Annotated in this window: 13 protein-coding genes; 11 read left to right on the top strand and 2 right to left on the bottom strand. The window is 34.6% G+C overall.

Annotated elements, in window-relative coordinates; all coding sequences use genetic code 11:
* Positions 1-14: 14 nt before the first annotated feature.
* Entirely contained in the window at positions 15-557 is a 543-nt protein-coding gene (locus tag ACY2U7_RS01585; RefSeq protein ID WP_461812642.1) for a sporulation initiation factor Spo0A C-terminal domain-containing protein, read from the bottom strand.
* 218 nt (positions 558-775) lie between these two features.
* Here ACY2U7_RS01585 and ACY2U7_RS01590 point away from each other — a divergent pair, with 218 nt between their 5' ends.
* The 7 genes from ACY2U7_RS01590 to tuf all read left to right on the top strand — a co-directional run bounded on the left by ACY2U7_RS01590 (position 776) and on the right by tuf (position 9472).
* On the top strand, positions 776-2626 hold the full coding sequence (locus ACY2U7_RS01590; protein WP_461812643.1) for a sensor histidine kinase: 1851 nt from the start codon (positions 776-778) through the stop codon (positions 2624-2626).
* Positions 2611-3888 (top strand): ABC transporter substrate-binding protein, encoded by a 1278-nt coding sequence (locus ACY2U7_RS01595; protein ID WP_461815733.1) that lies wholly within the window; start codon positions 2611-2613, stop codon positions 3886-3888. The genes ACY2U7_RS01590 and ACY2U7_RS01595 overlap by 16 nt, the downstream gene beginning before the upstream one ends.
* 95 nt (positions 3889-3983) lie before the next feature.
* Positions 3984-4697, top strand: coding sequence for a response regulator transcription factor (locus ACY2U7_RS01600; protein ID WP_461812645.1), 714 nt, complete (start codon positions 3984-3986; stop codon positions 4695-4697).
* A gap of 168 nt (positions 4698-4865) precedes the next feature.
* Entirely contained in the window at positions 4866-5285 is a 420-nt protein-coding gene (rpsL, locus tag ACY2U7_RS01605; protein WP_009461575.1) for a 30S ribosomal protein S12, read from the top strand.
* Positions 5286-5523: 238 nt separating this feature from the next.
* Entirely contained in the window at positions 5524-5994 is a 471-nt protein-coding gene (rpsG, locus tag ACY2U7_RS01610) for a 30S ribosomal protein S7 (RefSeq protein ID WP_009461574.1), read from the top strand.
* A gap of 17 nt (positions 5995-6011) precedes the next feature.
* Positions 6012-8129, top strand: coding sequence for an elongation factor G (fusA, locus tag ACY2U7_RS01615; protein ID WP_461812646.1), 2118 nt, complete (start codon positions 6012-6014; stop codon positions 8127-8129).
* 149 nt (positions 8130-8278) lie between these two features.
* Positions 8279-9472, top strand: coding sequence for an elongation factor Tu (tuf, locus tag ACY2U7_RS01620; protein ID WP_461809933.1), 1194 nt, complete (start codon positions 8279-8281; stop codon positions 9470-9472).
* Positions 9473-9516: 44 nt separating this feature from the next.
* Here the strand turns inward: tuf and ACY2U7_RS01625 are convergent, their stop codons facing one another.
* Entirely contained in the window at positions 9517-10407 is an 891-nt protein-coding gene (locus ACY2U7_RS01625; RefSeq protein ID WP_461812647.1) for a LysR substrate-binding domain-containing protein, read from the bottom strand.
* Between the two features lie 148 nt (positions 10408-10555).
* On the opposite strand from ACY2U7_RS01625, the gene ACY2U7_RS01630 reads away from it, so the two are divergent.
* The 4 genes from ACY2U7_RS01630 to ACY2U7_RS01645 all read left to right on the top strand — a co-directional run bounded on the left by ACY2U7_RS01630 (position 10556) and on the right by ACY2U7_RS01645 (position 14241).
* A complete protein-coding gene (locus ACY2U7_RS01630; protein ID WP_461815734.1) occupies positions 10556-11455 on the top strand; it encodes an NAD(P)/FAD-dependent oxidoreductase in 900 nt (299 codons plus the stop codon).
* Positions 11456-11473: 18 nt separating this feature from the next.
* Positions 11474-12505: a YeiH family protein gene (locus ACY2U7_RS01635; protein ID WP_461812649.1), complete on the top strand. Its 1032-nt coding sequence runs from the start codon at positions 11474-11476 to the stop codon at positions 12503-12505.
* A gap of 51 nt (positions 12506-12556) precedes the next feature.
* On the top strand, positions 12557-12739 hold the full coding sequence (locus ACY2U7_RS01640) for a ferredoxin (protein ID WP_461812650.1): 183 nt from the start codon (positions 12557-12559) through the stop codon (positions 12737-12739).
* A gap of 110 nt (positions 12740-12849) precedes the next feature.
* On the top strand, positions 12850-14241 hold the full coding sequence (locus ACY2U7_RS01645; RefSeq protein ID WP_461812651.1) for an aminopeptidase: 1392 nt from the start codon (positions 12850-12852) through the stop codon (positions 14239-14241).
* The last annotated feature ends 72 nt before the right edge of the window (positions 14242-14313 follow it).

A 14313-nucleotide genomic window follows, 5' to 3' on the forward strand; every position in this document is an offset into this window, starting at 1 on the left:
GTGTTTTTTTGGAATTAATGTAGAAAAATGCTTTTATTTTGAGATTTTAAACTGATATAATCAGCAACAAGAGCAATAAATTCTGAATTGGTAGGTCGACCGGAATCGGCACTTACGGTATAGCCAAAGAAATGATTTAATACGTCCATATTGCCTCTTGACCAAGCGACTTCAATGGCATGGCGAATGGCACGTTCTACTCGACTTGGTGTAGTATGATTTTTAGATGCAACTTCAGGGTAAATAATTTTTGTGATAGCTGTAATACTGTCTGGTTCTTCAATTGCTAACGAAATGGCGTCTTTAAGATAGCGGTATCCCATGATATGTGCAGGAACACCAATTTCATGAATAATGGATGTGATTTGAGAAGTAAAGGTATTATCATTTGTGTGTTGAACCTTATTCGTATCTAAAGATTCTTCTTTGTTTAGTCTGTTTAATAATTCTATAATGTTATCTTTAGAAATTTCAAGATTTAATTGAATAATGCATGGTTCCTTACTCTGCAGTTGCCCGTTTATGGTGTTAGCTACTGCGGTATTTAGTTTTAACATAATACTCTCCTTTTCCATGGAAATGAATTTCCAAATTTGTTTTTTTCAGTTATTCATTTATTATAGAATAAAAAAAGAAGGCATACCATGACGATTCTTGGCATTATTTGTTAAAATATTGGAATAAATGGAAAAATATGGAATTTACCAACAAATATGAGTATAATACAAAACTTGTATAAGTTAAGAAAAAATATTTTTGGAATGAAGGAAAATGTATGAGCAAAAGAAAAAAACGGAAAGCTTCCATAAGAAATTGTATTTTAATCTTAGTTATTATATGTTGGGTCGTTCCTGTAATTTGTGTGTTTGGATTTACAGTGTTTTCTTATCGAATGGAGATGACTAAAAGGACGGACGCAATGATAGAAAGCGAAATGCAGAACATTTCTTCACTTGTAGCTGGAAGGTTAGATGATTTGATAGAAAGTTGTTTGCAAATTTCTTATGAAAGAAGTTATGAGGAAGTATGGAAAGAATATAGAAATGGCATTAAGCCAAAAGAAGAATTCATAGATATGATTACAATTTTATCAAAACAGCAGTTTAATTTAGATAGAAGATTTTCAATGTTTGCTTTTTATGAGGTGGAAAGTCCACATGTTATTTCTTATAATGAAAAAAAGAAACATCAATTTGATGAATATATTAGAAGCATTGAACCAGAAATAAGAAAAATTCGTCAACAAGACACATCTTATGTTCAGTTGAAAGTGATTGAGGGTAGATTATTTATTGTTCATAATTTATATACTATATTTGATTATCAGAAATTCGGAACTTTAGTTGCGGAAGTGGATATTGAAAGATTATTTCATGGATTGGAAATAGGAAACGAAGAAAATGTAGCGTTAGTAATAGACCAGAAAATGAATTTAGTTCAAGTGCATGGGAAAGTGGGTGAGAAAAGTCAAAAGTATGTTATAGATAAATTGTTTGATCGATATCGAAAATCTAGAAAAGAAAATTTGTTTCTAGTAAAAGACCTAAATTACAATGCATATATGAATATGAAAGAATATAATTTTTACAATATGGGGGTTTTGTTCTTAGTTAATTCAGAAGAAGTATATTCTGGTTTATATGAATTTTATCGTGTGATTAGTATCATATTTACAGCAATTCTTCCAGTTACAGTAGGAATCTTTTATTTTGGAGAAAAGCAAATAGGAAATCCCATTCGTGAGTTGGTAAATGTATCGAAAGCTATTGAGGCAGGGGAATTAGGGGCTGTTCTTGAAATTGAAGATATGCCCAATAAGGAATTTGATTATCTTGTGAGCTCGTTTAATAATATGTCAAAAAAGGTAAAATACTTATTTGATTGTGTCTATGATGAAAAAATGGCGAGAAAAGATGCAAAAATTTTAGCTCTACAGACACAGATTAATCCACATTTTATCAATAATACATTAGAGATGATGAATTGGCAAGCGAGAATGACTGGAGATTTTGCAGTGTCAGAAATGATAGAGGCACTAGGAACGGTTATGGATTATCGTATGAATAGAGAAAATCAAAAACTAACGACATTAAAAGAGGAGTTAAAATGTTCCGAAGCATATTTATTTATTACTAAAAAACGATTTGGAGAAAGACTTATATTTGAAAAAGAAATCGATGAATCCATATTAGATACAATGGTTCCACGTCTTGTATTACAACCGATTTTGGAAAATGCGGTTATTCATGGTATTGAAAGAGTAAAAAGAGGAATAATTAAAATCTGTATTTACCGAAAAGGAAATGAAGTAGTTCTAGAAGTTATAAATACTTCTGGCAGAGTGAGTAAAGAAGAAAAGGATAGAATTCGTAGAATTTTATATGATATTCCAGAAGATATCCAAGGGATAGGAAAGCATACTTCCTTAGGAATCCGTAATGTAAATGAGCGTATTAAGTTGATATATGGAAAAGAATATGGTTTGGATATAGAAATAAAGGAAGAACATATCAGTTTTAAAATGCTCATTCCTTATAAGTGGAAACCAAAGGATGAAGAAGAAAAGAAACACCAAGTAGAAATTGAACTGAAAGAGAAAAGAGAACAGATATGGGAAGAAAAATAGGTTTGTTTTTTATTGTTTGTTGCATATTCATGATAATTTTAATTGTAGAATCTGATGGGAAAGTAAAAGAAGAGGAAGTGCAAGAGGAAATTGTTTTGAAAACGGTTTCGATGTATGGTGGAGCAACTCCAAGTGCAAAAGTATATCAAACTATTAATGAAGAATTTGTCAAAAAATATGAAAATGTAGTTATTGAAGATGAGTCACAAATTTGTGATGAAGATTGGAAAATGAAAGTTGCGGCAAATTTTGCAGTGGGAAACGAACCGGATATTATTCAATTTTTTACAGATGCGGTGGCGGACTCTTTTTTGAAAGCAGACAAATTGGTTTCGGTAGAAGAAATTCAAAAAGAATATCCCGAATATGCAAAAGATATAAAAAGGACTGCATTAGAAGCCGTTAGAAATAGAGATGGGGTAATAAGAGCGGTTCCAACAACAGGATATTGGGAAGGATTGTTCTGCAATAAAGAGTTATTTCAAAAATACAACGTAGATATTCCAACGGATTGGGAATCATTAGTAAAAGCAATTCGTACATTTAGAAAACATGGAATTATACCTATAGCTGTATCTTTGAATTATGTACCACACTATTGGATTGAACATCTTTTATTATATACAGCAGGAGAAGAAGAATATGCGACTATTCCACAAAGTGATTTCAAAACATGGGAAAAGGCATTTGAAACATTAAAAGAATTGAAAAATATAGGGGCATTTCAAGAAAGTTTAGATACGTATACGGAACACTTTTCTTTCCAATTGTTTCGAAAAGGCGAAGCCGCAATGCAGTTGGAAGGCTCGTGGTATGCAAGCAGCCTTGCCGATACGAAAATGGAAAATAAAGTGACAGTTGTTCCTTTCCCGGGTGTTCCCAATCAGAAAGCAAAAAAAAATGCTTTGATAGGAGGAGTTTTTTCAGGATTTTATATTACAAGAAGAGCTTGGGAAAATCCCAAAAAAAGGGAGTTGGCAGTTCGTTTTGTGGAAGAACATATAAAAAAGAAATCACTTATAAAATATTGGGGTGGAAATGGAATTGCAACTTTTAAGGGGAAAGCTGAAACCAAAAGAACACCTTTAACAAAAACTGAAAATAATTTACTTGAAAGTGCTAGTTCATTAAATAAATCAATGGATGCACGAATATGTCCAGAGGGGTATAAAATAATTATGGACGGAGTTGTAGATGTAGTAGAAGGAAAAAAAGATGCGAAAGTTTTATTAAATGAGGCCTTACTAATGGACAAAGAATGATGAAATTTTGACAAACTTTTAAGGCATCTATATAATAAGACGGTAAAGACATGGGAAAGAAAACATATGCAGAGGTGTGAGAAGTGTACAAGGTGATGATAATCGATGACGAACCTATCATAGTGGAAGGATTATCTAAAAGTATTCCATGGGAAAAGTGGAATTGTGAAGTGGTGGCTACTGCAAATGATGGGTATGAAGGAACAGAATTGATTCAGAAGTATAAACCTAACATAATATTCTGTGATATTTCCATGCCGGAGTTGGACGGATTAACAATGATTGTTGGTTTAAAATCGGAGTTTGCCGATATGGAAATTAGTATATTGACTGGATATAGAGATTTTGATTATGCACAACAGGCGATTAATTTAGGAGTAACAAGATTTTTGCTTAAACCATCAAGTATGAAGGAGATAGAAGAAGCTGTAGAAACAATGACGGAAAATTTAAAGAAGAAACATATTTTAGTTGAACCACATGAAAAAGCAAATTCTTTTATCGTGAAAAACGCAATGAAATATATTGATGAACATTATAATGAAAAATTGACATTGTCAGAGGTTGCGGAGAAAACATATGTCAGTCAGTGGCACTTGAGTAAATTACTTAATAAAGAAGTGGGAAAAAGTTTTACAGAAATTTTAAATGATACTAGAATTAAATATGCGAAAAGAATGTTAGAAGATTCTTCCCTTCGTATAGGCGATGTGGCGAGAAAAGTTGGGTTTCTTGATTTTTCGCATTTTTCAAGAGTGTTTAAAAAAATAGAAGGAATTTCGGCAAATGAATACCGAAATCATATGTAATAACATAAAATCTATGAAAAACCTATTTTTTTGTGTATATGGGGTTGACTTTTAGAAAAGTTAGTAATAAACTAAACAAGTACGCATAAAAGCCTAGTTTTTTCGTGCGTACAAATATGAGTAACTCATACTCGGCAACCAAAACAGTATTCATAGGAGGTGAAAGGAATGCCAACATTTAATCAGTTAGTAAGAAAAGGACGTCAGACTGCTGTTAAAAAATCTACAGCACCAGCTTTACAGAAAGGATATAACTCTTTAAGAAAGAAAGCAACTGACGCTTCTGCACCACAGAAGAGAGGTGTTTGTACAGCAGTTAAGACAGCAACACCTAAGAAACCTAACTCAGCTCTTAGAAAGATCGCCAGAGTTCGTCTTTCTAACGGTATCGAAGTAACAAGTTACATTCCAGGAGAAGGACATAATCTTCAGGAACATAGCGTTGTTCTTATTCGTGGTGGTAGAGTAAAAGACTTACCAGGTACAAGATACCATATCGTACGTGGAACACTTGATACAGCAGGTGTTGCAAAAAGACGTCAGGCTCGTTCTAAATACGGTGCAAAGAGACCAAAAGACGCAAAATAAAATAATTGTAACTAAAATCGTTATCACAAACAGAACTATGATTCCTGTTGGTTGCGGGTTAGAAATAAAGTCCCGCACGATAACACATGCATTGAGTGCTTAGTGAGTACAAACTTAGCAATCAAGTATATCTGCGAAAATGAGCAGAGTGTTTCATATTCATAGACACATGTGAGTACCGATGAATTAATTTAGCAGAAACGAAAGTTTCAAAAACATGATTAAGGAGGGAAGGACCGTGCCACGTAAAGGACATACACAAAAAAGAGACGTATTAGCGGATCCAATGTACAATAATAAAGTGGTTACAAAACTTATCAACAACATTATGTTAGACGGTAAGAAAGGTGTAGCACAGAAAATTGTATACGGAGCATTTGAAAGAATTGCTGAAAAATCTGACAAACCAGCTATCGAAGTATTCGAAGAAGCAATGAATAATATTATGCCAGTACTTGAAGTTAAAGCAAGACGTATCGGTGGAGCAACATATCAGGTACCTATCGAAGTAAGAGCAGACAGAAGACAGGCATTAGCACTTCGCTGGATTACATTGTATTCTCGTAAAAGAGGAGAAAAAACAATGGAAGAAAGATTAGCAAACGAACTTCTTGATGCAGCAAACAATACAGGTGCATCTGTGAAGAAGAAAGAAGACATGCACAAAATGGCAGAAGCAAATAAAGCATTTGCTCACTACCGTTTCTAATATAGGAGGAAAAAGTCTTGGCTGGAAGAGAATATCCATTAGAGAGAACAAGAAACATTGGTATTATGGCACATATTGATGCTGGTAAGACTACAACTACAGAACGTATTCTTTACTATACTGGTGTTAACCATAAAATTGGTGATACTCATGAAGGTACTGCTACAATGGACTGGATGGCTCAGGAGCAGGAAAGAGGTATCACAATCACTTCAGCTGCTACAACTTGTCATTGGACATTGCAAGAAAATTGCAAACCTAAAGCAGGTGCTTTAGAACATCGTATCAATATCATTGATACTCCAGGACACGTTGACTTTACTGTAGAAGTTGAACGTTCACTTCGTGTACTTGACGGTGCAGTAGGTGTATTCTGTGCTAAAGGTGGAGTTGAACCACAGTCAGAAAATGTATGGCGTCAAGCTGACACATACAATGTACCAAGAATGGCTTTCATCAACAAAATGGACATTTTAGGTGCAAACTTCTATGGAGCAGTAGAACAAATTAAAACAAGATTAGGTAAAAATGCAATTTGTATTCAATTACCAATCGGAAAAGAAGATGAATTCAAAGGAATCATCGACTTATTTGAAATGAAAGCATACATCTACAATGATGATAAGGGTGATGATATTTCTATTACAGATATCCCTGAAGATATGAAAGATGATGCAGAATTATATCGTACAGAATTAGTAGAAAAAATCTGTGAATTAGACGATGACTTAATGATGGAATACTTAGAAGGAGAGGAACCATCTACAGAAGCATTAAAAGCAGCTTTAAGAAAAGGTACATGTGAATGTACAGCAGTTCCAGTATGCTGTGGTACTGCTTATAGAAATAAAGGTGTACAGAAACTTCTTGATGCAGTTATCGAATTTATGCCTTCACCAGTTGACGTTCCTGCTATTCAGGGTGTTGACGAAGACGGAAATGATGTTGTAAGAGAATCTTCTGATGAAGGTCCTTTCTCAGCGTTAGTATTTAAAATTATGACTGACCCATTTGTAGGTAAGTTAGCATACTTCAGAGTTTACTCTGGAACAATGAACTCAGGTTCTTACGTATTAAATGCAACAAAAGGCAAAAAAGAACGTGTTGGACGTATCTTACAGATGCACGCAAATAAGAGAGAAGAACTTGATAAAGTATATTCAGGAGATATTGCTGCTGCAATCGGATTTAAATTCTCTACAACTGGAGATACAATCTGTGACGAACAGCACCCAGTAATCCTTGAATCTATGGAATTCCCAGAACCAGTTATTGAGTTAGCTATTGAACCAAAAACAAAAGCATCTCAAGGTAAACTTGGTGAATCCTTAGCAAAACTTGCAGAAGAAGACCCTACTTTCCGTGCTCACACAGATCAGGAAACAGGTCAAACAATCATTGCTGGTATGGGTGAACTTCACCTTGAAATTATCGTAGATAGACTTCTTCGTGAATTTAAGGTAGAAGCAAATGTAGGTGCACCTCAGGTTGCTTACAAAGAATCATTCACAAAAGCAGTTGATGTTGATAGTAAATATGCAAAACAATCAGGTGGACGTGGACAATACGGACACTGTAAAGTTAAATTTGAACCAACAGATGTTAATGGTGAAGAAACATTCTTCTTTGAATCTACAGTAGTAGGTGGAGCTATTCCAAAAGAATACATTCCAAAAGTAGGAGAAGGTATTGAAGAAGCTATGAAATCTGGTATGCTTGGTGGCTTCCCAGTTGTAGGTATTAAAGCAACTGTTTATGATGGTTCTTACCATGAAGTCGATTCAAGTGAAATGGCATTCCACATTGCAGGTTCTTTAGCATTCAAAGATGCTATGGCAAAAGCTGCACCAGTACTTCTTGAACCAATTATGAAAGTAGAAGTAACAATGCCAGAAGAATACATGGGAGATGTTATCGGTGATATCAACTCTCGTCGTGGACGTATCGAAGGTATGGACGATTTAGGTGGTGGAAAAATCGTACGTGCATACGTTCCATTATCAGAAATGTTTGGATATTCTACAGACTTACGTTCAAGAACACAAGGTCGTGGTAACTACTCAATGTTCTTCGAAAAATATGAGCCAGTTCCAAAGAACGTACAGGAAAAAGTATTAGCAAACAAAGCAAAATAAGAAAACTATTGTTTTAGCATATGAAAAACAATAAAAACACTTGAAAATCTGCATGATTTGAAATATAATCAGAGATAACCGAGTAAACAATAAAATAAACAATACGCCCCTTATAAAAGGGGCGATAGAATTAAGGAGGATTATTCAAAATGGCTAAAGCTAAATTTGAAAGAAGTAAACCACATTGTAATATTGGTACAATCGGACACGTTGACCATGGTAAAACAACAACAACAGCAGCTATTACTAAAGTATTAGCTGAAAGAGTTGAAGGTAACACAAAAGTAGATTTCGAGAACATCGATAAAGCTCCAGAAGAAAGAGAACGTGGTATCACAATCTCTACAGCACACGTTGAGTACGAAACAGAAAAACGTCACTATGCTCACGTTGACTGCCCAGGTCATGCTGACTACGTTAAAAACATGATCACAGGTGCTGCTCAGATGGATGGTGCTATCCTTGTAGTTGCTGCTACTGACGGTGTTATGGCTCAGACAAGAGAACATATCTTACTTTCTCGTCAGGTAGGTGTTCCTTACATCGTAGTATTCATGAACAAATGTGATATGGTAGACGATGAAGAATTATTAGAATTAGTAGAAATGGAAATTCGTGAATTATTAGACGAATATGAATTCCCAGGAGATGATACTCCAATCGTTCAGGGATCTGCTCTTAAAGCACTTGAAGATCCAAACGGAGAATGGGGAGATAAAATCATGGAACTTATGGAAGCAGTAGATAGCTACATTCCAGATCCAGAACGTGATACAGACAAACCATTCTTAATGCCAGTAGAAGACGTATTCTCAATCACAGGACGTGGTACAGTTGCAACAGGTAGAGTTGAACGTGGTACACTTCACGTATCTGATGAAGTTGAAATCGTTGGTATCAAAGAAGAAACACGTAAAGTTGTAGTAACAGGTATCGAAATGTTCCGTAAACTTCTTGACGAAGCTCAAGCAGGTGATAACATTGGTGCATTACTTCGTGGTGTTCAGAGAACAGAAATCGAAAGAGGACAGGTTCTTGTTAAACCAGGTAGTGTTACATGTCACACAAAATTCACAGCTCAGGTTTACGTATTAACAAAAGATGAAGGTGGACGTCATACACCATTCTTCAACAACTACAGACCACAGTTCTACTTCAGAACAACTGACGTAACAGGTGTTTGCCACTTACCAGAAGGTACAGAAATGTGCATGCCTGGAGATAACGTAGAAATGTCAATCGAACTTATTCACCCAGTAGCTATGGAACAGGGATTACGTTTCGCTATTCGTGAAGGTGGACGTACAGTAGGTTCAGGACGTGTTGCTACAATTATTGAATAATTAATAGCGCATATAAATTAAGGGATTGCTTAAGCAATCCCTTTTTACATTGTTCCATATTTTTTTAATTCTTCAAAAATTTTTTCATATTCTGTTGAAAAGACACTATCTTTATTCCAAAGAAATGTAAAATCATGCTTTACCATAAAATCAGATAAAGGTATTTGCATTAAAGTCCCCTTTAAAATTTCTTCTTCGACAGCAGCTTTATATAAAAAGGAAATACCACAATCTTGTCGAAGGAGATTGACGATTGTATGGATATTTTCCACTTCTACAATATGTTCAAAATCATTGACAGACATATTTTTCATGGCTAGAGCTTTGGTTAAAATAGCTCTTGTACCAGAACCTTGCTCTCTTATAATTAACCGTTCAGAAGTCAAGTCAGTAAGTCCGTGTACTGGATTTTGAAAGTTATGTTTTGTGGAAGCGACTGCAATATATTCTTCGGTTGCATAAATGCGAGTATTGTAGTTATCGGGTTTAAAATAACCTTCTACAATAGCAAAGTCAATACTTCCATTGTAAAGAGAGCGAAGAAGAGATTGAGTATTTCCATAACGAATATGAAAATCAGTGTTCTCATGAGATTTAATTAATTTAGTTAGTGCAGGAACAAGAGAGTATTCTCCTATCGTCATTGTTACACCGAAGGTGAGAATATTTTTTCCTACTAAACTTTCTTTCATTCTCTTTTTTAATGTTGTTTCATCATTCCGCATAGTTTCCAAAGCTGAACGTAAAATTTCACCAGCAGGAGTAAGAATGAGGCGTTTTTTGTCCCGTATAAATAAGGGAGAATTATATTTTTTTTCTAAATATTTGATATGTTGCGAAACAGCAGGTTGAGTGAGATTAAGTGCTTGCCCTGCATGAGTAAAATTCATGTATTCGCATACTTTTAAAAAGGTTTCCATTCTAAAATCAAGCATAGTTTCCTCCAAATAAATTTCATAATATTATCATAACAAATATTTATGGTAATATCAATATTTATAATTTTACAAAATGAATATGGAAGAGTATAGTATTAATTACAGAAACGTAATAAGTTTAAATAAATGAAAAGAGGAGAATATTATGATGTATGATGTAGTGATTATCGGTGCAGGCCCAGCAGGAATCAGTGCAGGAATTTATGCAGTTAGTAGAGGAAAAAAGGTGTTAATAATAGAAAAAAATACTGTAGGTGGTTTGATTGGAAAGGTATCTACAGTTACTCATTATGCAGGGATTGTGTCAGAAGAAACAGGTATTAGTTTTTCAGAAAGATTGAAAAAACAAGCAGAAAATGCTGGAATTGATATTGTATATGATGAAGTAAAACGTGTTGAACTTCAAGGAAGAACGAAAAAAATTTATACAGATGATAAAATGTTTTCTGCTAAAAAAGTGGTGTTAGCAAATGGAACGAGACCAAGAAAATTGGGAATCACAGGAGAAACAAAACTTGCAGGAAAAGGCATGGGAATGAACGCGCAAAAAGATGGGGCAAAATATAAAGGAAAAAATATTTATGTTGTAGGTGGAGCAGATGGTGCAGTGAAAGAAGCATTGTATCTTTCACAGTATGCAGAGCAAGTTACTATTATACACTTCGAAGAAACGTTAGGCTGTATCAGCGAGTTTAAAGAAAAGGTTGGAAAGACTTCAAATATAGTTTTGCGTCTAGAATCAAGACTTCACGGTGTATATGGTGTAGATAAGGTGGAATTGTTGGAAATTTCAGATGAAAAAACGGGAGCAATAGAAACGATTGCTGATCCTGGTTGTGGAGTTTTTGTTTATGCAGGAACAATTCCAAATACAGAATTATATTCTGAAATACAATTAGAGGATGGATTTATTCCTGTAGATGAAAATATGGAAACTGAGATAACAGGAGTTTATGCGGTAGGAGATATAAGAGTAAAACAAGTAAGACAGGTATCCACAGCAGTTGCCGATGGAACAATAGCGGGAGTACATTTAGCGAAATAGTAAGGAGAAAAAAGGAAAATGGAATTTATGAAAAAAAGCTGGAAAGGATTGTTATTGTGTCTTATGATAGCAGTGCCTTCAAGTATTTTGGGAAAACAATTTGCGATTATAGGAGGACCTGTATTTGCCATAATAGCAGGAATGATTTTAGCAACTTTAGTTAAGGATAAATCTACATTTGAACCCGGAGTAAAATTCACATCAAAGAAAATTTTACAGTACGCAGTGGTATTGTTGGGATTCGGAATGAACTTGGAAGTAGTAATGGAAACAGGAAAACAATCGTTACCTATTATCATTTGTACAATTAGTACATCGTTGATTATTTCCTATATACTGCATAAAGCATTACGTATGCCTGAAAAGATTTCTACCTTAATAGGTGTAGGTTCATCTATATGTGGAGGATCTGCAATTGCAGCAACCGCTCCTGTTATTGATGCAGAAGAAGAAGAGGTTGCACAGGCAATTTCTGTTATATTTTTATTTAATGTTTTAGCAGCATTAATTTTCCCGATTCTTGGAAGTAAACTTGGATTTTCTACAACGTCTGGAGAAGCTTTTGGTATTTTTGCAGGGACGGCAGTAAATGACACATCCTCTGTTACGGCTGCCGCTTCAACATGGGATAGTATGTATCAATTGGGAAGTCAGACTTTAGATAAAGCAGTAACAGTAAAATTAACAAGAACATTGGCAATTATTCCGATTACACTTGTGTTGGCTTGTGTACGAGCAAGAAAAGCAGAAGTAGAAAGTGGAGGAAATGTATCCTTAAAGAAAGTATTTCCGTTTTTTATTTTATTTTTCATAGGGGCAAGTTTGATTACAACAGTTGCAATATCAATGGGTGTACCAGTAACAGTGTTTAATCCATTGAAAGAGTTGTCTAAATTCTTTATTATCATGGCGATGGCGGCAATAGGATTTAACACAGATGTTGTTAAATTAGTAAAAAGTGGAGGACGTCCAATTTTGCTCGGAATGTCATGTTGGGTTGGAATTACTGCTGTAACGCTTATCATGCAACATTTGATGCATATATGGTAAGTGTATAAAAAAAGAAAAAAAGGAAACTCTAAATAAAAAGGAGGTGCATTCATGAAAGCAAAAGTAAATGAAGGTTGCATTTCATGTGGAATGTGTGTAAGTCTTTGCCCAGAAGTCTTTCGATTTAATGACGAAGGGATAGCAGAGGCCTATGTTGATATAAGTGAAGAAACATTAGAAAGTGCAGAAAATGCGAGAGATAATTGTCCAGTTTCTGTGATTGATTTGAATTAAAAAAGATGTGGCATTTGAGTTTCAAATGTCACATTTCTTTTTCTAATTGACTTTTGCTATTTAAAGCGATATAATGACAGAGAATTAAATTAAGGTAAGGAGAATACGCTATGGAAAGAAAAAATATGTGGAAACAGTATACTGCCGAACAGTTAAATGAAGTAGAAAAAGTTAGTGAAAGATACAAAACTTGTCTTGATGCAGGAAAAACAGAAAGAGAATGTGTAAGTCTTGCTGTTTCTATGGCAGAAGAAAATGGCTATCGTAATCTGGAAGAGTGTATTGTTGAAAATACAGAATTAAAAGCAGGAGATAAAGTATATGTAAATCAGATGGGAAAAGCATTAGCTTTATTTCAAATTGGAGAGAAACCTTTAGAAGAAGGAATGAACATTCTTGGAGCACATGTAGATTCTCCGAGAATTGATATCAAACAGAATCCACTTTACGAAGATACAGATTTAGCATACTTAGATACACATTATTACGGTGGAATTAAGAAATATCAGTGGGTGGCTATTCCATTAGCAATTCATGGAACAGTTGCTAAAAAAGATGGAACAACTGTCAATATTGTTGTCGGAGAAAAAGAAGAAGATCCAGTACTTGTTATTTCTGATCTTTTAATTCATCTTGCAGGAGAACAGATGGATAAGAAAGCAAGTGTTGTCATTGAAGGAGAAGGACTAGATGTTTTAGTTGGTTCAAAGCCACTTGCAACAGAAGATAAAGAAGAAAAAGAATTAGTAAAAGCAACTATTCTTTCTTTCTTGAAAGAAAATTATGAAATTGAAGAAGAAGATTTCTTATCTGCTGAATTGGAAATTGTGCCTGCTGGAAAGGCAAGAGATTGTGGATTTGATAGAAGCATGATTATGGGATATGGACATGATGATAGAATTTGTGCATTTACCTCTCTGTTTGCTATGTTAGAAGTGGAAAATCCTGAAAGAACAAGTTGTTGTTTATTAGTAGATAAGGAAGAAATTGGAAGTGTGGGAGCGACAGGTATGGAATCAAAATTCTTTGAAAATGCAGTAGCAGAATTAGTTGCCCTCACATCCGGAGAATCTTCATTGAAAGTAAGACGTGCACTTCAGAATTCATATATGCTTTCTTCTGATGTTAGTGCGGCATATGATCCAATGTTTGCAAATGCATTTGAGAAGAAAAATACAGCATATTTTGGTCGTGGACTTTGCTTAAACAAATATACTGGGGCAAGAGGAAAGAGTGGTTCAAGTGATGCAAATGCGGAATATATTGCAAAAATACGTAAAGTATTTGATGACAATGAAATTGGTTTCCAAACAGCAGAGTTAGGAAAGGTTGACTTTGGTGGAGGCGGAACAATTGCTTACATCATGGCAGACTATGGTATGAATGTTATTGATAGTGGTATGGCAGTATTATCTATGCATGCTCCATGGGAGATTGCAAGTAAAGCAGATATTTATGAAGGATATAAAGGATACAAAGCATTCTTAAGAGACATGAAATAATGACAATGGGAAAAGCTGCAACACGGAAGTGTAGTAGCTTTTTCTATAGTTATATGTTGTTTAATAGGAGGA

It is taken from the genome of Faecalimonas sp. (assembly GCA_029264305.1).
Lineage (GTDB): Bacteria > Bacillota > Clostridia > Lachnospirales > Lachnospiraceae > Faecalimonas.